The organism is Soonwooa sp. T0.1_25, assembly GCF_057652215.1.
The window spans coordinates 320,665-338,912 of sequence record NZ_JBYFBZ010000002.1 but is presented as its reverse complement, the minus strand read 5'-3'; the positions used below and the strand labels follow the sequence as shown (position 1 = coordinate 338,912).

Annotated in this window: 19 protein-coding genes; 13 read left to right on the top strand and 6 right to left on the bottom strand. The window is 35.8% G+C overall.

What is annotated here, in order from left to right; all coding sequences use genetic code 11:
- The first annotated feature begins 60 nt into the window (after window positions 1–60).
- Window positions 61–1,365 carry an argininosuccinate lyase gene (argH, locus tag AC23MB_RS04675; protein WP_312324058.1) on the top strand — a complete coding sequence of 435 codons (1,305 nt, stop codon included), beginning with the start codon at window positions 61–63 and terminating at the stop codon, window positions 1,363–1,365.
- Here argH and AC23MB_RS04670 read toward each other — a convergent pair.
- Window positions 1,362–1,817, bottom strand: a complete 456-nt coding sequence (locus AC23MB_RS04670; RefSeq protein ID WP_313027815.1) for an Lrp/AsnC family transcriptional regulator — start codon at window positions 1,815–1,817, stop codon at window positions 1,362–1,364. The two genes, argH and AC23MB_RS04670, sit on opposite strands and share 4 nt — an antisense overlap.
- A 240-nt stretch (window positions 1,818–2,057) precedes the next feature.
- On the opposite strand from AC23MB_RS04670, the gene AC23MB_RS04665 reads away from it, so the two are divergent.
- The 4 genes from AC23MB_RS04665 (at window position 2,058) to carB (ending at window position 7,735) form a co-directional block, all read left to right on the top strand.
- Complete coding sequence (locus tag AC23MB_RS04665; protein WP_312324056.1) at window positions 2,058–2,948, top strand: aspartate carbamoyltransferase catalytic subunit; 891 nt, start codon at window positions 2,058–2,060, stop codon at window positions 2,946–2,948.
- Window positions 2,949–3,031: 83 nt separating this feature from the next.
- Window positions 3,032–4,129 carry a carbamoyl phosphate synthase small subunit gene (locus tag AC23MB_RS04660; RefSeq protein ID WP_487786641.1) on the top strand — a complete coding sequence of 366 codons (1,098 nt, stop codon included), beginning with the start codon at window positions 3,032–3,034 and terminating at the stop codon, window positions 4,127–4,129.
- A gap of 12 nt (window positions 4,130–4,141) precedes the next feature.
- Window positions 4,142–4,495, top strand: coding sequence for a four helix bundle protein (locus tag AC23MB_RS04655; protein WP_312324110.1), 354 nt, complete (start codon window positions 4,142–4,144; stop codon window positions 4,493–4,495).
- Between the two features lie 60 nt (window positions 4,496–4,555).
- On the top strand, window positions 4,556–7,735 hold the full coding sequence (carB, locus tag AC23MB_RS04650) for a carbamoyl-phosphate synthase large subunit (RefSeq protein WP_487786640.1): 3,180 nt from the start codon (window positions 4,556–4,558) through the stop codon (window positions 7,733–7,735).
- A gap of 115 nt (window positions 7,736–7,850) precedes the next feature.
- On the opposite strand, the gene AC23MB_RS04645 is transcribed toward carB, so the two are convergent.
- Both AC23MB_RS04645 and AC23MB_RS04640 read right to left on the bottom strand, forming a co-directional pair.
- On the bottom strand, window positions 7,851–8,459 hold the full coding sequence (locus tag AC23MB_RS04645) for a hypothetical protein (protein ID WP_487786639.1): 609 nt from the start codon (window positions 8,457–8,459) through the stop codon (window positions 7,851–7,853).
- Window position 8,460: 1 nt separating this feature from the next.
- Window positions 8,461–8,793, bottom strand: coding sequence for a PadR family transcriptional regulator (locus AC23MB_RS04640; protein WP_487786638.1), 333 nt, complete (start codon window positions 8,791–8,793; stop codon window positions 8,461–8,463).
- Between the two features lie 122 nt (window positions 8,794–8,915).
- Between AC23MB_RS04640 and AC23MB_RS04635 the strand changes: the two genes are divergently transcribed.
- The 6 genes from AC23MB_RS04635 (at window position 8,916) to AC23MB_RS04610 (ending at window position 14,595) form a co-directional block, all read left to right on the top strand.
- Window positions 8,916–9,221 (top strand): hypothetical protein, encoded by a 306-nt coding sequence (locus AC23MB_RS04635; protein WP_487786637.1) that lies wholly within the window; start codon window positions 8,916–8,918, stop codon window positions 9,219–9,221.
- Window positions 9,222–9,314: 93 nt separating this feature from the next.
- Window positions 9,315–9,758, top strand: a complete 444-nt coding sequence (locus AC23MB_RS04630) for a hypothetical protein (protein WP_487786636.1) — start codon at window positions 9,315–9,317, stop codon at window positions 9,756–9,758.
- Between the two features lie 128 nt (window positions 9,759–9,886).
- On the top strand, window positions 9,887–11,041 hold the full coding sequence (locus AC23MB_RS04625) for an ABC transporter ATP-binding protein (protein ID WP_312323753.1): 1,155 nt from the start codon (window positions 9,887–9,889) through the stop codon (window positions 11,039–11,041).
- A gap of 21 nt (window positions 11,042–11,062) precedes the next feature.
- Window positions 11,063–12,952, top strand: a complete 1,890-nt coding sequence (locus AC23MB_RS04620; RefSeq protein WP_487786635.1) for a hypothetical protein — start codon at window positions 11,063–11,065, stop codon at window positions 12,950–12,952.
- Between the two features lie 64 nt (window positions 12,953–13,016).
- Window positions 13,017–14,060 (top strand): bifunctional transcriptional activator/DNA repair enzyme AdaA, encoded by a 1,044-nt coding sequence (locus AC23MB_RS04615; RefSeq protein WP_487786634.1) that lies wholly within the window; start codon window positions 13,017–13,019, stop codon window positions 14,058–14,060.
- Window positions 14,061–14,235: 175 nt separating this feature from the next.
- Window positions 14,236–14,595 carry a cupin domain-containing protein gene (locus AC23MB_RS04610; protein WP_312323749.1) on the top strand — a complete coding sequence of 120 codons (360 nt, stop codon included), beginning with the start codon at window positions 14,236–14,238 and terminating at the stop codon, window positions 14,593–14,595.
- Between the two features lie 2 nt (window positions 14,596–14,597).
- On the opposite strand, the gene AC23MB_RS04605 is transcribed toward AC23MB_RS04610, so the two are convergent.
- From AC23MB_RS04605 to AC23MB_RS04595, 3 genes are read right to left on the bottom strand one after another with little or no spacing between them, the layout of a single operon-like run.
- Window positions 14,598–15,056: a GNAT family N-acetyltransferase gene (locus AC23MB_RS04605; protein ID WP_374329256.1), complete on the bottom strand. Its 459-nt coding sequence runs from the start codon at window positions 15,054–15,056 to the stop codon at window positions 14,598–14,600.
- Between the two features lie 3 nt (window positions 15,057–15,059).
- Window positions 15,060–15,443: a DUF3037 domain-containing protein gene (locus tag AC23MB_RS04600; RefSeq protein WP_374329261.1), complete on the bottom strand. Its 384-nt coding sequence runs from the start codon at window positions 15,441–15,443 to the stop codon at window positions 15,060–15,062.
- The gene (locus AC23MB_RS04595; RefSeq protein WP_487786633.1) at window positions 15,430–16,209 is read right to left on the bottom strand and encodes a HipA family kinase; all 780 of its coding nucleotides are present in this window, start codon (window positions 16,207–16,209) and stop codon (window positions 15,430–15,432) included. Before AC23MB_RS04595 ends, AC23MB_RS04600 begins: the two co-directional genes overlap by 14 nt.
- Before the next feature lie 443 nt (window positions 16,210–16,652).
- Here AC23MB_RS04595 and AC23MB_RS04590 point away from each other — a divergent pair, with 443 nt between their 5' ends.
- The gene (locus AC23MB_RS04590) at window positions 16,653–17,588 is read left to right on the top strand and encodes an NAD(P)H-dependent flavin oxidoreductase (RefSeq protein ID WP_487786694.1); all 936 of its coding nucleotides are present in this window, start codon (window positions 16,653–16,655) and stop codon (window positions 17,586–17,588) included.
- 201 nt (window positions 17,589–17,789) lie between these two features.
- Window positions 17,790–18,218: a DUF4268 domain-containing protein gene (locus AC23MB_RS04585; RefSeq protein ID WP_487786632.1), complete on the top strand. Its 429-nt coding sequence runs from the start codon at window positions 17,790–17,792 to the stop codon at window positions 18,216–18,218.
- Window positions 18,219–18,248 lie beyond the last annotated feature (30 nt).

Sequence of the window (18,248 nt, the reverse complement as noted above, 5' to 3'; positions counted from 1 at the left end):
ATAAACGACAACAGCCAACCACAAACCATTAACCAAAACCCTATTAATTTAAGAAACAAAATGAAAAAAATTTGGCAGAAAGACCAATGCAAAACAGACGATTTAGTCAACAAATTTACTGTTGGTAAGGATTTGGATTTTGATGACCGTTTAGCAAAATACGACGTCATCGGTTCGATGGCGCACTGCAAAATGTTAGCAGAAGTGGGTTTGATTTCTCATGAAGAATCAACGGCGATGCTGGCGGTTTTAGAATCTATTTTAGATGACATTAGGGCTGGCAATTTCGAAATCGATAAGTCAGCAGAAGATATACATTCTCAAGTTGAAGCGATTTTAATTGAAGAATTAGGCGATACAGGAAAGAAAATCCACACTGCAAGATCACGTAACGATCAAGTTTTGTTGGATATCAAATTATATTTGCAACAAGAAATTCGCAATATTTCTGCTTTGGTGGATACCTTGTTCCAAACCTTAATTTCGTTGGCAGAACAACATCAGAAAGTATTGTTACCTGGTTACACGCATTTCCAAATTGCGATGCCTTCGTCTTTTGGATTGTGGTTTGGCGCTTATGCAGAATCGCTTTTAGATGATGTCGAATTGTTGTTGTCGGTTAAGAATATCATTAACAAAAATCCGTTGGGTTCAGCGGCAGGTTACGGATCTTCATTTCCGATTGATAGAGCGAGTACAACTTCCAAATTAGGTTTTATTTCCATGAATCATAATTCGGTTTATGCACAAATGACACGCGGAAAATCGGAAAAATTGTTAGCGTCTGCTTTGTCAGTTTTAGCCGGAACTTTAAGCAAATTCAGTTATGATGTTTGTTTATATTTAAGCCAAAACTTTCATTTTATAAGCTTTCCAAAAGAGTTTACGACAGGAAGTAGCATTATGCCACACAAGAAAAATCCTGATATTTTCGAGTTGGTAAGAGCGCGTTGTAATCGTATACAATCGCTTCCTAATGAGTTGATTTTGTTGACTAATAATTTGCCATCAGGTTATCATCGTGATATGCAGCTGACAAAAGAAGTTTTGTTCCCAGCAATCGATTCTTTAAAAGAATGTTTAGAAATTTTAAATTATACACTTCCAAACATCCAAGTTAAAGACGGGATTTTAGAAGATGAAAAATACAAATATCTTTTCAGTGTTGAGAAGATTAATGAAGAAATAAAAGCTGGTGCGTCTTTCCGAGATGCTTATGTAAGTGTCGGAAATGCGATCGAAAATCAAGAATTCGATTACGATATCAAAGATCTCCAACACAGCCACCAAGGCAGTATCGGAAATCTTTGTTTAGATGAAGTTGCGCACCAATTCCATAAGATTGCTACGAAACTTCAGGCTTAGTCAAGTTTGAAAGTAGTAGTTTTCTTTACTTCATGCAGTACAATAGAACTGTGATACAAGCCGATATTCGGCGAATTTGATATGACATTAACAGCGAAGTCGTTGTAAGAGTTGATGTCTTTTGCGATAATTTTTAACATATAGTCGTACTCACCAGAAAGACTTGTGATTTCTTGCACTTCATCGAATTTTTCGATGTGTTCTTCAAAGGCTTCCAAAGCTTTTTTGGATTGTTCTTTCAGTCGAATGTTGCAATAGACGATGATGTTGAGACCGAGCTTTTCGCGGTTAAGTAGCGCAACATATTTATCGATGACTTTTTGTTTTTCGAGTTGCTTGATACGCTCGTAAGTTGGCGTGAAGGTAAGTCCAATCCTCTCCGAGATTTCTTTCACTGATAATGTAGAATCTTGTTGAAGAATACTTAGAATCATTCTGTCTTTAGCATCCATGATTTATGATTTTTAACAAAAATATAAAAATTGTTAAGAAAAACAACGAGATGATAAAAAATGTTAAAAAGTCTAAAAAATATTTTTGAGAATTAATAGAAAAGTCTATCTTTGCAGCTAATGAAAAAAGCATTATTGATATCATTAGATTTACCGGGCGTAAGCGCTCTTTTCGATATTTTTAATTAAAAGCGAGGATTGTTGTCCTCGCTTTTTTTGTGCTCAAAACTCAAAATAAAGATGTTTAATATTACACAACTTAGCCAAGAAAAGATTAACAAGATTATCCAAGATGCCTTGGAAATCGCAGGTGGGAAAAGCTTCAAAGCCAAGCAAGATATTTTTGTATCGAATTTGTTTTTTGAAGATAGTACAAGAACGAAAACTAGTTTTGACATCGCAGAGCGAAAGCTGGGACTTAAAGTAGTTCCGTTTGATGCGTCGCATAGTTCGGTTAACAAAGGCGAAAGTCTTTACGACACTGTCAAGACAATCGAAAGTTTGGGCGTTAACTTGGTGGTGATTCGTCACAAACAAGATCGCTTTTATGAAGATTTAAAAAACATCAACATTCCGATTATCAACGCAGGCGATGGGACAGGAAATCATCCATCGCAATGTATGTTGGATTTGGTGACAATTATTCAAGAATTTGGAAAATTTGAAGGCCTTAAAGTTGGGATTGTTGGCGATGTTAAACACAGTAGAGTAGCCAACTCTAATGCTGAAGCTTTACGAAAACTAGGAGCAAAAGTTTACTTCTCAGGACCATCAAAATGGTTTGATGAAGGTGCTATTATTAACGGAACTTTTTTAGCTTTTAATGAATTAGTAAAAGAAGTTGATGTGTTAATATTGTTGAGAATTCAACACGAAAGACATGAAAGTAAACATGGATTTTCGTCGGAAGAATATCACAAAAAATATGGTTTAACCAAAGAACGTGAAAAATTAATGAAACCAAACGCCATCATCATGCATCCAGCGCCAATTAACAGAGGTGTTGAAATTGATACAGATTTGGTGGAATGCGAGCGTTCAAGGATTTTTAAACAAATGGAAAACGGCGTTTATGCAAGAATGGCAATTTTAAAAGACGCTTTGGAACAAAAAGGATTTGAGTTTGAATAAAAGACAATAAGATATAAGATTTCAGATATCAGACAAATAAAGTCTAAAATCTGATGTCTAACATCTAACATCTAATAAATAAAATGAAAAAGAAATTAATATTAGAATCGGGTGAAGTATTCCACGGAACGGGTTTCGGAGCCAATTTGGATACCGATGGAGAAGTGGTTTTCAACACAGGAATGACAGGTTATCAGGAGTTGATTTCTGACCCATCGTATTGTGGACAAATCGTGTGCATGACATATCCTTTAATCGGAAATTACGGCATCAACCGCGACGATTACGAAAGTATCGAACCTGCGATTAAAGGATTAATTGTGAAAGAAGTTTGCGATTTACCATCGAATTTCAGAACGCAAATGGATTTGGATGAATTTTTCCAAAAGAAAAATTTAAGCGGAATCGCTGGAATCGACACTAGAAAGCTAACGAGAATTCTTCGTAACAAAGGTGTTGTAAAAGGGAAAATCGTTAACGCTGATGCTGATGAATCTGCAGTAATTTCAGAATTAAAAGGAACTAATTTCCCGACCAACCAAGTGGAAATGGTTTCTACAAAAACACCTTACGCCGCTCCAGGAAGAGGTTTGAAAGTTGTTTTAGTAGATTTCGGTTCTAAATTAGGAATTATCCGAGAGCTTTCTCAAAGAGATTGTGATATCACCGTCGTTTCTCAGGATACAACAGCTGAAGAAATACTATTGATGGATCCAGATGGTGTGATGCTTTCTAACGGTCCTGGAGATCCAGAAGATGTTCCAAATGCTTTAGAAATGATTCTCGGAATTTTAGGAAAAGTTCCAATTTTCGGAATTTGTTTAGGACATCAGTTAATCGCTTTGGCTTGTGGTGCTAAAACATTTAAACTAAAATTTGGACACAGAGGTGGAAACCATCCAGTTTTAGATTTAGAAAAAAATACGGTGGCGATAACTTCTCAAAATCATGGTTACGCCGTTGATCAAGATTCTTTGAAAAACACAGATTTAGTAGAAACTCACATCGCGCTTAACGACAGAACCAACGAAGGTGTAAAACACAAAATTCATCCTTGTTTCTCTGTTCAATACCATCCAGAAGCGAGTCCAGGGCCGGAAGACGCGAATTATTTGTTTGATGAGTTTGTTGAATTAATGAACCAAGAATCGAGAGCCAAGAACCAAGAGGCGAAAGTTTAAAATCGATTAAGAATGCACAATTTTGAGAATTTATTGTTTTGGCAAAAATCCATACAACTGGCGAAGCAAATTTATTTGGTTTGTCAGGATATTTCCAATGACGAAAAATTTGGATTAATATCTCAAATGAAACGTGCAGCAATTTCAATTCCATCCAATATAGCAGAAGGTTCTGGAAGAAACAGCAATAAAGAATTTAATCATTTTTTAGGAATTTCGTTAGGATCAGCATTTGAACTACAAACGCAACTCATCTTAACAAAAGAGCTGAATCTTTTATCACCTGAAAAAATTGAAAGTCTTTTGAAAGAAATTTCCGAAATTCAAAAAATGATTTATTCATTCAAAAATAAGTTAACTATTTAAATCTAAAAGTCTTTGCTCTTGAATCTCGGTTCTTGGCTCTAGGCTCTAGCATCTATAAAAATGAAAAGAAACGACATAAAAACCATCCTAGTTATCGGTTCCGGTCCAATCATCATTGGGCAGGCTGCCGAATTCGATTATGCGGGAACTCAGGCTTGTCTTTCCTTGAAGGAAGAGGGCTACAAAGTTATTTTAATCAACTCCAATCCGGCGACGATTATGACGGATGTGGAAATTGCAGATAAAGTGTATATCGAGCCGATTTCTCTTCAATTTGTGAGTCATATCATCAGAAAAGAGCGTCCAGATGCGCTTCTTCCGACTTTGGGAGGACAAACTGGACTGAATATGGCGGTTGAATTAGAAAAATCTGGAATCCTTGAAGAGTGCAAAGTTGAAGTTCTTGGAACCAAGCTTTCTGCGATTAACAGAGCGGAAGACAGAGATTTGTTCCGCGAATTGATGCGTGAATTAAATGAGCCAGTTCCAGATTCGGATATTGTACATACAGTTGAAGAATCGGTGGCTTTCGCGAATAGAATCTGTTATCCGGTTATCGTTCGTCCAGCCTTTACAATGGGTGGAACAGGCGGTGGAATCGCGTCTAACGAAACAGAATTAAGAGAAATTTCTGAATTAGGACTTAAATATTCTCCTGTAACCCAATGTTTGATTGAAAAATCAATCGCTGGTTTCAAAGAGATTGAATACGAAGTAATGCGTGATGCCAACGACAATGCCATTGTGGTTTGTAATATGGAAAACATCGATCCAGTTGGAGTTCACACGGGAGATTCCATCGTTGTAGCGCCGTCTCAGACACTTTCGGATAGAGAATATCAGTTGTTGAGAAATGCTTCATTAAAAATCATTAGAGCTTTAGGTATTGAAGGTGGTTGCAACGTTCAGTTGGCTTTAGACCCGCATTCATTCAATTATTATATCATCGAAGTGAATCCGAGGGTTTCTCGTTCATCGGCTTTAGCATCGAAAGCGACAGGATATCCGATTGCGAAAATCGCTGCGAAAATTGCAGTGGGTTTAACGCTTGATGAAATCATGAATCCAGTTACAGGAACATCTTACGCGTGTTTTGAGCCTACTTTGGATTATGTTGTAACGAAATTTCCAAGATTCCCATTTGATAAGTTTGAAACGGCTGACAGAAGACTTTCAACACAGATGAAAGCAACGGGAGAAGTAATGGCAATCGGAAGAAATTTCGAGGAATCTTTGCAAAAAGCGATTCGTTCTTTGGAAACCGGAATCCGCCATATCGGACTTAAAACCAAACAAGCAGAAGCTTTAACAGCGGAGGAAATAGAAAGAAGAATCCGAGTTTGTGATGACGAAAGATTATTCATCATTGGTGATGCTTTGCGAAGAGGTTACGATTGGGAAACGATTGTAGAATGGAGTAAAATTGATAAATTCTTTATTTGGAAAATCAAAAAACTAATCGATTTTGAAACGACGATTAAAGAAAATAAATTCAATAAAGATATTTTACTTGAAGCTAAAAAATTAGGTTTTGCAGATTTAAATATCGCCCATCTTTGGGGAGTTTCGCAGCGTGAAATTTTCAATTTTAGAAAAGAGAACGGTGTGATGCCAGTTTACAAAATGGTGGACACTTGCGCAGCAGAATTTGAGTCGGAAACGCCTTATTTCTACGGAACTTACGAAGACGAAAATGAAAGTGTGGTTTCAGATAAAAAGAAAATCATCGTTTTGGGTTCTGGACCAATCCGTATCGGACAGGGTGTAGAATTCGATTATGCGACGGTGCATTCGGTTTGGGCGATTAAAGAAATGGGGTACGAGGCGATTATCATCAACAATAATCCGGAAACGGTTTCTACGGACTTCTCGATTTCGGATAAACTTTATTTTGAGCCTTTAACAGAAGAAGATGTGATGAACATCATCGAGCTTGAAAAACCAACAGGTGTTGTGGTACAATTTGGTGGTCAAACAGCGATTAATTTGGCTGATAAATTGGCTGCTCATGGTGTGCAAATCTTAGGAACAACCCTTGAAGACATCGACAGAGCCGAAAATAGAGATAAATTCGAAAAAGCACTTCAAGAATTACAAATTCCGCAACCTTTAGGAAAAACTTCGACTTCAAAAGAAGAAGCGATTGTGATTGCGAATGAAATTGGTTATCCAGTTTTGGTGCGCCCTAGCTACGTTTTGGGAGGTCGTGCGATGGAAATCGTGTACAACGAAACCGAGTTGGCGCATTATATGGAAAATGCGGTGGAAGCAAGTCCAGAACATCCCGTTTTGGTCGACAGATATTTAACAGGAAAAGAAGTTGAAGTTGATGCGATTTGCGACGGAGAAACGGTGATTATTCCCGGAATTATGGAGCATATCGAAAGAGCGGGAGTTCACTCTGGTGACTCGATTGCGGTGTATCCTCCACAAAATTTGAATCAAAAACAAATCGATACCTTAGTTGATTACACGCAAAGATTAGCAAAAGGTTTGAAAATCATAGGATTAATGAACATTCAGTACGTTATTTCAGACGGCGAAGTTTATGTAATCGAAGTGAATCCACGTTCATCGCGAACCGTTCCTTTCTTGTCTAAAATTACAGATGTTCCAATGGCGAAATTGGCAACCAAAGCAGTTTTAGGAGCAAAATTAACCGATTTAGGATTTAAAAATGGATTAGTTCCAAACAAAGAAGGCGTTTTCGTAAAAGTTCCTGTTTTCTCTTTCTCAAAATTGACGAAAGTGGACATCTCTTTAGGCCCAGAAATGAAGTCGACAGGTGAAGTTATGGGAAAAGATTCTACGCTGGAAAAAGCTTTGTACAAAGGATTAATCGCAGCAGGAAGAAAAGTTCCAACGCACGGTTCTATCTTGTTCACGGTTGCAGATAACGACAAAAAAGAAGCTGTTGAATTGGCGAGAAGATTTAACGATGTAGGTTTCAGAATTTGGGCAACCGAAGGAACCGCAAAATTCTTCGAAGAGCACGGCGTTCCAACGAAAATCGGTTACAAAATTGGTGAAGAAGACGTTAACCTAATCGATTTGATTCAAAAAGGAAAAGTTCAATACGTTGTAAACACGACTACGAAAGGAAAACAAGCCGAAAGAGACGGTTTCCAAATCCGTAGAATGAGCGTTGAAAACGGCGTTCCTTGTTTGACATCAATGGACACTGTAGAAGCCATTTTGAAGGTTATCGAAAGCATGAGTTTTAAAATGTTGGCGATGTAAGTCAATTCAATTTTAATAAATTAAAAGCCTCACAGAATAATCTGTGAGGCTTTATTGTGGATTTTCAGCGGCGGCGAAGCCGCCGCTGAAAACATAAAAAAAATCTGATAATTTTTTAACTCAGTTTAATATTTACCGTCTTTTTAAGTTTCAATAATAAGGTGATGATGACAAATGAAATGACGGTTAAAACAATCATAACAGGTATGAATAAATTGCCCAATTGTTCATACTGACCGTAATTTTCGGTTGCGGAACTTATCTTTCCTAAAACAAAAATTTCTCTGGCATTATAGAAGAATCCAACGTTTTCGGGATCAAATATTTTAGCGAAAATTAAAAATATAAATGCGAACAAGAGTAAATATAAAATGAAGAACAATACATACGAAAATCCGTTGCCTAGATTAAGAATTAAAGCTTTTAAAATCTTAATAGGATTAAATGTTTTCGTTGATTCTTCAAGTTTTTTTTGAGCTACCAATTCTTTAAGAAAGACTTCTGGTTGACCAATTTTTTCTAGAATATTTAGAAGTTTTTCAACATCATTTGTTTCAGATTTATCATTTTGAAAACTCTCAAAAATATGACTGTTAACTTCCATCAAAATCTCTTCACGATTATCTGAGTCGAGTATTTTTGTTGTATTCTGAATGCGCAAAATGTAATCTTTGTAAATTCCTTTCGCATTGCTATCTGTGAATTCTATTTCTTTAAATTTCATATTATATTTTTTCGATGGTGGTGTTAAGTTGTGTCCAGTATGATTTCATTTCTTGGATGGTGTTTTTTCCAAGATTTGTTATTTCATAATACTTCCGGGGAATTCCAGATTCTTGTTCTATCCAAACTGCAGTCACTAAATCTTCGGTTTTTAAACGATTTAGTAAAGGATACAAAGTTCCTTCAGCGATATCTGTTTCCGTTTGTTTTTTGATTTCGTTAATCAGGTCGTAGCCATAATATTGCTTTCCGTCCTTTAAGACAGAAAGAACTAAAAACGACAATGTCCCTTTTTTGAGTTGAGAAATCCACTTGTTGATAAATTCTTCATTCATGTTTCAAATATAAAACAAAATACATTGTTATACTATGTATTTTTTTAATTTTTAAATTTGTCTGCAATAATTTATATATCAGCGTTTTATGAAAATTCACTAATTTTATAAAAAAATAAATTATGGATATTAAGAATTTAATATTTGGTTGTACAGTTGCTATTGCCTTTTTATCATGCTCAAGTATTAGTAAAAATGAATCTGAAACTGGAAATATCGTAAGAGATTGTACCGGAACCTACATCAGAATTGCAGGAAAAGGTGATTTTTTAGTTTGTAATGATAAATTAATTAAAGATAAGAAAGATGGTGAAAAAATAAATGTCAGCTACGAAATGACCAAAGATTGTAACGAGCGCGACGGGATTGTCACCTGCATGATGTACCACGAGAATAAAGGATTGATCAGAATAACATCTTTTAAATAAGTTTTAAAACCGCTTCAAAATCCTTTCTAGAAGCGATTTCCTTATTTTGGTACAATACTTGAAACTTTTTTTTAAAACTTAAAATTTAGAATTATGAAAAAGTTAATGACAATGATGATGTTGGTGCTTGGACTAGGATTAGTGTCATCGCAATCGATATATTACGATGCCTACAGAAGTAGTATTAATGATGTTAACTGGCAGACTGTTATCGCCGATCTATTGTTATCGAATACGCAGAAAGATCAATTGTTCTCCCTTAATAATCGCTATACCGACTATGATTCTTGGAATCGTTATTACGGGACAAATCCAGATAGATGGAGAACCGACCGTTACTCGGAGATTGAAAGAATTTTAGGCGCTGACAATTATGTTAAGTTTAAAAACAAATATTATAAAGGTCAAAATCCGGTAGCTTTCTATAACAGAAATAAAAACAACGAAAAAAGCTATAAATCTTATAAAAAATATTATAAAAAGCAATCTAAAAAAGGGAACCATAAAGGCCATTCTCACGGTAAGGGAAAACACTAGACATACAAACAGCCATTCGGTATCGAGTGGCTTTTAGTTTTTATAGATACAGCAATTTCATAAATTTATTTTTAAATTATTTTATTTTAGTTTAAAATATTATCTTTAAAACAACTTAATGATCATTTATGACCAGACACCAACAACGCGTCAATGAAGTTTTTCGCATTTTTGACAATCGAGATACCGAACTTGGCTTTCGAAAATTGCTAGATTGCGCAATGGATACCCAGAGGATGTCCATTTATCAAAAAGCAATTGAGTTAACCGATTGGCGAGAAAAAAATCCAACAAACATCGATACTCTTATCGAAAAAGCAAAAAGTCTTTTAGATGAAATTGCAAATATTCCAGTTGAGGAATTATCCTCGGACAACTCGGTTTTAGAAGCTAAAAATATCAAAAAGTCTTATGGCTCCAATCGTTTTTCTCTAGGTCCAGTTTCAGTGCAGATTCGTAAAGGTCAAGTCTACGGATTGGTTGGTGAGAATGGCAATGGTAAAACCACTTTACTGCGGATTTTGGCTAAAGAATTATCGTACAACGACGGAAGTCTTAGTTTTAATTTTAAAGATAAAACGACTAACGATTTTGATCTCAGAACCAAATTAATCTACATCCCGCAACGGACAGAAAAATGGTACGGAAGTCTAAAAGACAATCTGAAATTCGTGCTTTCCAATTACGGAATCAATCCTGAGGAAAACGAAACGCGAACATTAATGATGATTGCTCGACTTGGTCTTTGGAATTATAAACATCTTAAATGGGGCGAGTTGTCGTCAGGTTACAAAATGCGATTCGAATTGGCAAGAACTTTACTTCGTCAACCCGAAATCTTGTTGTTGGACGAGCCTTTAGCTAATCTTGATGTCTTGGCGCAACAAGTTATTTTGGAAGATTTGAAAGCGATTTGTAATTCGGTTAACAATCCGATCGCGTTGATCCTTAGTTCGCAACAGTTGTATGAAGTTGAAAAAATTTCGGACAAAGTTATCTTCCTCAAAAATGGACAATACAAAGATAATCATCAGACTTCGACAGAAGAGTTTGGCAATCAGCTAATTATTGAGATTGATTCTTCTGCAAGTCGTGAAGAATTGTTGACTTTATTTGGCGCTTTAGATTTGCATCAGCTTAAATATAATGGCGGTATCTACATTGCAAATTTTGGTATCGACACCAAATTTTCGCAAGTTTTATCAGTTCTTGGTAATGCCGACATCGAAGTTGTGTATGTGCGTAATATTTCAAAATCGACAAGACGTTTTTTTGTTAATTAATGCAGTTTAAGATTTATCAAAATGAACAAAATTTCTCGAATCAATCAATATTTACTAGAGCGTTATCCTACAATTTGGAATACCAAAATCGTCTGGATGTTGGCTTTAGCATTCTTATTTCATCTTATATTTTTTGGCATCGGATTTTTCGCGCACAGCGATCCTGAAACCTTACAAAAAAGTCGTGCAGTTGACGATTATTTTACGAATGGTATTATTTTTATTCATTTAATAATTTCGGTTTTACTTTTGGTAGGCTGGCTGATTAATATGTTTAAGAATAATGCTTTCAAGAATTTTTATCCTGTTTCAAGCACCAAATTATTCTTCCAATTTGTCCAATATTTTGTAATTATTTTAAGCTGTACAAGTTTTTACATGTCGTATATGTTTGCGGACAAACTCAATATTAATCGGCTTTATCCAGATACGGAAATGTCTAAAAACATTGAGCTAATTAATACCACTTATCCTTTTCTGGCGCAGAATTATGAAGACTTCACTTTAGGAAATCGACTTTATCCAAAACCTTTTTTTGACTTGTACTGCGAAACAGATATTCAAAAAATTGAAAGAGATAAAAAATATTTTGTCAACTATGACAGAGTTTATCAATATTTTGAGGTTTATCCTAAAATTAGTACTAAAAAAAATAGTGATGACGAATATCTAAAGCCTGAACCAGAAGCAAGCAACGGGACAAAAATTGCTTACACCAAAACGGAAAGGGATAAAAAGATCTTCTATTTCAAAAAGAATGTGGTGGACTTGTCATCGTATATTCTCACCACTACGCCAAGTTTTTATAATTATTCAACAATTTTTTATGATCAAGGTGGAGAGAATTTTGCACCTTACTATGAGGGCATTATTGTTGACGATACCGAATCTCAACTATCAGAAACGCATCAACAAAAACGTGCAAAAGTTAACAAAGCGGTTGCTGATTTATTAAATTCTAAAAACAGACAAAATTTTGAAAAACAGTTCAATTCGTTTTTTGAGCTTGCCAAAAAATATAAAATCCGAACTAATCTTGACGCAAAAACTTTAACAGATTTAGTGTTTTATCCAGATAATTTTGAGGTTTCTAATTTTACTAAAAAATACAAACCAGAGCGAGACGAAACCTACGATCCATACAAATATACTGGTAGTGACTATGCGACAACGGCAGTTGAGGCAGCAGCGGATATTGATGTCGCAGCAGCAGCAGTTGTGCAAGATGGCAAGGTTGTAGATGCCGCGGTAAGTGTCAAAGATCTTAATCCTGAAGTTAATAGACAATTGTCTCCAGAAGAGTTCTTTGAAAGAAAACTAACCAATCACTATTTTTATTCAGATAACCTCAAACAGATTTTAGAAAATGTCGATACGATAAAAAATAAAGACTTCTTTATGGAGTACATTCATGTGTTTCTATGGATCTCGTTTTGCTTAGCAACCTTTATTCTAGGTTTCCGTGTAACGGGATTACGGGCTTTATTATTTTCGATTATTACAACTGGCGTTTTATCATTATTTATCGCACTTTTAAGTTTTATTGTGAATTTTACAGTAGGAGGTAATTTTGTCGAGTATTTTGTTATGTATACGTTTTTCATAACCGGATTATCTATTTTGTTTATCAGTATTAATCAAACTTTTTCAAAATTTATAAACTCGATTGCAGTTAATATCAGTCTTAATACTTTTGTCCCTTTAGTCTTACTTTTACTAGGAATTATCAGTAGACATCAAATTGATGCTTGTCGTGCGCTGCCTAAAAATAAGTTTGAAACTTACAAATGTGATGGTATTTTAGAAATATTAGGAAGGGATATAACAAGTTTTTCATTATTAATTATTGGCTTTATTTTTATTTTCTTTTTTACGAAAGTCCTTAGAAAATGGAAAGCCAAAACCGAATAAAAAATACTTGTTCATTTTTCGGTTGTAATTAAAGTAGGTTCTGTTTTAATTTTGAAATAAAAAAATGAAACTTTCCAACGAGATAATGTATCAAGCCTCTTGTGATAAAAACCCTGATTTTGAAGGCGTTTTTTGGATGGCGGTTAAAACGACAGGGATTTTTTGTCGTCCAACTTGTACAGCACGAAAACCAAAAATTGAGAATGTCGAGTTTTTTGATAATACTAAAGATCCGATGTTAAAAGGTTATCGACCTTGTAAAGTTTGCAAACCTTTGGAAAATCCAGATCAGTCACCAACTGAAATTCAAAAACTCTTGGACGAATTATCGAATGATCCAAGTCTTAAATTTAAAGATTATGATTTGGTGAAGCGAGGTTTGGAACCTGCTAATGTGCGACGTTGGTTTCTAAAACATCACGGATTAACCTTCCATGCTTTCCAAAGAATGTTTAAAATAAATTCGGCTTTCAAAAAATTACAACAAGGCGAAAATATTATCGAAACAGCGATGGATTCTGGTTATGAAAGTTTGAGTGGCTTCAATGAAAGATTCAAAGACGTGTTTGGTGTATCGCCAACACAATCCAAAATGGAGAAAGTAATTGACTTAAAACGCATCGAAACCCCACTTGGGACAATGATTGCTTGTGCAGATAGCAACGGAATTTGCATATTAGAATTCTCAGATCGTAAAGCTTTACCAACAGAATTAAAACAAATTTCTAAACATTTTGACGCGACTATCATTCAAGGTCAAAATCCACATTTTATAACTTTGGAAAAAGAACTTAAAGAATATTTCGAAGGAAAAAAAACAGATTTTTCGGTGCCTTTATCGCCAGTTGGGACAGCTTTTCAGAAGCAAGTTTGGGAAGTTCTTCGGACGATTCCTTATGGTATGACCAGAAGCTATCAAGAACAAGCCAATATTTTGGGAAATCCAAAAGGCGTTCGCGCAGTTGCAAATGCTAACGGCCTTAATAAAATTTCGATTATTATACCTTGTCATCGCGTTATCGGAAGCGACGGAAAATTAACAGGTTACGGTGGCGGTATCTGGCGCAAACAAAAACTCCTAGAGCTCGAAAAATCGATTCTTTTTTAAATTAAGAATTAACGAAACATGGTCACTAAGCTAAATCGAAGGCTTCTTTATCGTTTTTCTGTTCGTCATTTCGAGTAGCGCAGCATATCGAGAAATTTTTTATTTTTAAGTTTAGAATTACGAATTAACTTTGCTTAAACCTTAAACCTTAAACCTTAAACCATAAACCCAAAAAATGAAAAAATATAAAATCCAAGCAAATCCTTTCGTTGTACCAACAACCGATGGAAAACTGATAGAAGAACACTGGGGAAATTCTACAGGAAACAAAAATATTTCGATTGCGCACATGGTCGCGCCTCCTAACTGGAGCGAGCCACATCAGACCCCAGAATTTGATGAATTCACTTTGATTATTTCTGGAAAAAAACAATTCGAAATCGATGGTGAAATTATCAATTTAGAAAAAGGTCAAAGTATTCTGATTGAAAAAGGCGCACGTGTAAGATATTCGAATCCATTTTCGGAAGCTTGCGAATATGTTGCGATTTGTCTTCCCGCATTTTCAATGGATTTGGTTAATCGAGAAGAGTAGTTTTAGAATTCAAATTTTAGAAGTTGCATATCTTTTAACTGAATGCCATTTTCAAAAATCGGTTCGGGATAGTTATCGATAAAGAAATTCTTTCTGACGTCATATTTTTGAAATCCATTTCTTTCATAAAACCGAATCTGATTAATCCCACAATCTGCTGTCCCAACGATAATGCGCTTGTATTTTGGATAGCATATTTTTTTGATGTGCGTTATCATTTGTTCGCCTATTCCTTGTCGCTGATACTTTTCAGAAACTGCAATGTTTTTTAATTCAACCGTTTCAGAATCTTGATGATATAAGCAGAATACGCCAACATTGTCGTTGTTGAGTTTTGCAAGAAAAACATCAGAACTCGATAAATATTTGTCGATGGCGTTGCGTGTTTCGTCCGCCAAAAGCAAAAGCTCGTAGGGATAATCATCCGTAATCAACTGAAAATCGAGTAGGGAAGTTTTCATTTTTTACATTACTAAATCTTTAAACAGTCGATCGAAAGCCGCATCCAAATCTTTGGCTTGTCCAGGATGCGGACGCGATGTTTGGATGATAGAACTTCGCACAGCCGTTAACCAACGGAATCGCTCGGGGATTTCGAGTTGCGCAATTGGTCCAGCATCTTTCCCACCTTTTGCAACGTTTTCAAAAGACGTCAAATGTTTTTCGATGATGTCAAATTCGGTTTCACAAACAAAACATTTCATTCGGTCGGAGCAAAGTTTCGTTTTTACTTTGATGTATTTTTCACGCTTACTAAAAAGCACCAAACCAACATTGATGAACTCTTCGCGCTCAGGTTTCGGCACCAGACGGATCACCGCATACTCGTATAATTTAACCTCTTGCATGTTTCGCTTCATTTACAAAGTTATCAGAATGGGCAACACGTCTTGTCAAAAACTGAAAATATACCTCTTTTATCTCCTTTGGCGAAAGCTTCGTATCGCGCCACTGTAACCAATCTTCGGGAATTAATTCCACGATATCACGCAATACATTATCCGTTAAAATCGCTCGGAATCTTGCGTTGACTTCGTCCAATTGATCAGCTTGTGGTAACAAAACATGATCTTTTATCATCACAAACGGACTCACTGCATTCTTTTCCCAATTGTCCCAAGAATGATGAAAATACAAAGAAGCGCCGTGGTCAATCAGCCACAATTCTTTATGCCAATATAACATGTTTGTATTTCGGAAAGTACGGTCAATATTAGTAAGGAAAGCATCTAGCCATACAACTTCCGACGCTAGTTTACCATCAATTTTTACAGCGGCAGGATCATAATTGATGCCACCAGACAAATAATGTAAGGCCAAATTTAGTCCAACACTCGCTTTCAACAAATCCTGAATTTCCTCGTCGGCTTCGGTTCTTCCGAAGTCTTCGTGCAAGTTTGCAAAAACCAATTCAGGCGTTCGCAATCCCAAAACCTGAGCCACTTTGCCACCGACTAACTCCGAAATCAAAGCTTTCACACCATGACCAGCGCCACGAAATTTCAACACATATTTGAAGTCGTCGTCGGCTTCCGCCAAAGCTGGCAACGAGCCGCCCTCGCGCAACGGCAATATATAGCGTAAGACGGTGACCGTCCGTAGTGATAAATCCATCTTGTAATTTAAAATGTAAAAATAAAGCAATATTTTTTATTTGGGCGCCTTTTCCGCCCTCCACTCCCGCTTTTTTGCTTTTCGACTTTCCAAGGCTTGGGCTTTCCACCGTGTCGAAGCGCAAAAAGAGCTCCGTTCAGGTCGGGGCGCAACCACGCCGTTGAGATTATTGTCAAAAATTTACTTTTCTACTACAGAGTTATTTTTTATTAGCCTTTGTGGTTTACAAAAATGCTATTTAGTTTCTTGTATTAAAGAAAAGAATGTTTCTAGTTTAGATGAAAATTCTTTAGCTTTTGTGGTTTAAGAAAGTAAAGATTCGATTTCTTAAAAGACGTTTTAAAACTCACAAAATAATCCTTATTTTTGGGAAAATATTCAACATAATGTCAAGTTTTATCGACTTCGGTATTGCGAAAAAATCTTACGATCATCAACAAAATATGAATAAAATAACAGAACTTTTTAATATAAAATATCCAATCATCCAAGGCGGAATGATTTGGCACAGTGGCTGGAGGTTGGCTTCGGCGGTTTCTAACAATGGAGGATTAGGACTTATCGGTTCTGCAAGCATGTATCCCGATATTCTTAGAGAAAATATTCAAAAATGTAAAGCAGCAACAGACAAGCCTTTTGGCGTTAATGTCGCTTTGTTGTATCCGAATCTCGAAGAGATTATCAAAATCATTTTGGAGGAGGGCGTTAAGATTGTTTTCACTTCAGCGGGAAGTCCAAAGGCTTACACTGAAATTTTAAAAAAAGAAGGCATCAAAGTAGCCCATGTTGTATCCTCAACCAAATTCGCTGTTAAATGTCAAGAAGCTGGAGTTGATGCTATTGTTGCAGAAGGTTTTGAAGCTGGCGGACATAACGGTCGCGATGAGACGACAACTTTATCACTTATTCCAAATGTTAAACGTCATATTTCGACACCGTTAATCGCTGCTGGCGGCATTGCAACGGGCGCACAAATGAAAGCTGCGATGATTCTTGGTGCAGATGGTGTACAGATCGGATCTCGTTTTGCTGCAACTATGGAAGCGAGTTCTCACGATAATTTCAAAAATAAAATTATTGAACTTGGTGAAGGCGATACACATTTAACTTTAAAGGAATTAGCGCCAGTGAGATTAGTGAAAAATAAGTTTTTCAACGATCTAGAAGCGCTTTATCAAGAGGGTAGAAATGTTGAAGCACTAAAAGAAACCTTGGGAAGAGCACGGGCAAAACGCGGTATGTTCGAAGGCGATTTGGAGGAAGGCGAGTTAGAGATTGGACAATCTTCGGCGCTTATCGATAGCATTTTACCAGTCGAAGAAGTTATTAAGAATTTGGTGGCAGAGTTTAATGCCGCTAATTTAGGTCTTAAATTATAGGTATTGGGAATTAGGTAGCTGGTTTTAGGTTTTAAGAATCTAGATAAGAAATTAACGTCAGTTCGAGTGATTTTCGAAGAAAATCGTATCGAGAACAAGTTAGTTTTCTTATCATTAAAATTTCTAGAATTAACACTAAAAACCAATAACTAAACACCAAATAACGTCAATTAATAATTCTTCACTCATAATTAATTACAAGTGTTTTCAAAACAAGAAGCAGCGCAACTAAAGAAAGAATTTTGGACCGCTTTCGGGAAAGCTTTTCCGAGAAAATGGTTGTTGTATGATACTAAGATTAAAGATTTTTCTTTTAAATTCAGTGCAGATAATAAAAAAGCTGAAGTCTCTCTCGACATCGAAATGAAAGACGAACTCTTCCGAAATGCTTATTTTGAGAAGATTCAATCTTTGGAAGATTTGTTGCGAGATGAGATTGGTGATTTTGAGATAGACGAACATTTTGTTTTGGAAAACGGAAAAGTTATTAGTCGCATTTGGATAACAAAAACTGGTGTTAGCGTTTTTAACAAACAAACTTGGCCAGATACTTTTGAATTCTTTGTCGAAAAAATGACCGCTTTCGAAATGTTCTTTTATGAATACGAAGATTTTATAAAAGACGTGTAAGACGATTTTATATTTTGGAATTACGAATGA

Excerpts from the sequence above, each read along its gene's own strand:
- argH (WP_312324058.1), top strand. The coding sequence starts at position 61 with ATGAAAAAAATTTGGCAGAAAGACCAATGCAAAACAGACGATTTAGTC.
- AC23MB_RS04670 (WP_313027815.1), bottom strand. The coding sequence starts at position 1,817 with ATGGATGCTAAAGACAGAATGATTCTAAGTATTCTTCAACAAGATTCT.
- AC23MB_RS04665 (WP_312324056.1), top strand. The coding sequence starts at position 2,058 with ATGTTTAATATTACACAACTTAGCCAAGAAAAGATTAACAAGATTATC.
- AC23MB_RS04660 (WP_487786641.1), top strand. The coding sequence starts at position 3,032 with ATGAAAAAGAAATTAATATTAGAATCGGGTGAAGTATTCCACGGAACG.
- AC23MB_RS04655 (WP_312324110.1), top strand. The coding sequence starts at position 4,142 with ATGCACAATTTTGAGAATTTATTGTTTTGGCAAAAATCCATACAACTG.
- carB (WP_487786640.1), top strand. The coding sequence starts at position 4,556 with ATGAAAAGAAACGACATAAAAACCATCCTAGTTATCGGTTCCGGTCCA.
- AC23MB_RS04645 (WP_487786639.1), bottom strand. The coding sequence starts at position 8,459 with ATGAAATTTAAAGAAATAGAATTCACAGATAGCAATGCGAAAGGAATT.
- AC23MB_RS04640 (WP_487786638.1), bottom strand. The coding sequence starts at position 8,793 with ATGAATGAAGAATTTATCAACAAGTGGATTTCTCAACTCAAAAAAGGG.
- AC23MB_RS04635 (WP_487786637.1), top strand. The coding sequence starts at position 8,916 with ATGGATATTAAGAATTTAATATTTGGTTGTACAGTTGCTATTGCCTTT.
- AC23MB_RS04630 (WP_487786636.1), top strand. The coding sequence starts at position 9,315 with ATGAAAAAGTTAATGACAATGATGATGTTGGTGCTTGGACTAGGATTA.
- AC23MB_RS04625 (WP_312323753.1), top strand. The coding sequence starts at position 9,887 with ATGACCAGACACCAACAACGCGTCAATGAAGTTTTTCGCATTTTTGAC.
- AC23MB_RS04620 (WP_487786635.1), top strand. The coding sequence starts at position 11,063 with ATGAACAAAATTTCTCGAATCAATCAATATTTACTAGAGCGTTATCCT.
- AC23MB_RS04615 (WP_487786634.1), top strand. The coding sequence starts at position 13,017 with ATGAAACTTTCCAACGAGATAATGTATCAAGCCTCTTGTGATAAAAAC.
- AC23MB_RS04610 (WP_312323749.1), top strand. The coding sequence starts at position 14,236 with ATGAAAAAATATAAAATCCAAGCAAATCCTTTCGTTGTACCAACAACC.
- AC23MB_RS04605 (WP_374329256.1), bottom strand. The coding sequence starts at position 15,056 with ATGAAAACTTCCCTACTCGATTTTCAGTTGATTACGGATGATTATCCC.
- AC23MB_RS04600 (WP_374329261.1), bottom strand. The coding sequence starts at position 15,443 with ATGCAAGAGGTTAAATTATACGAGTATGCGGTGATCCGTCTGGTGCCG.
- AC23MB_RS04595 (WP_487786633.1), bottom strand. The coding sequence starts at position 16,209 with ATGGATTTATCACTACGGACGGTCACCGTCTTACGCTATATATTGCCG.
- AC23MB_RS04590 (WP_487786694.1), top strand. The coding sequence starts at position 16,653 with ATGAATAAAATAACAGAACTTTTTAATATAAAATATCCAATCATCCAA.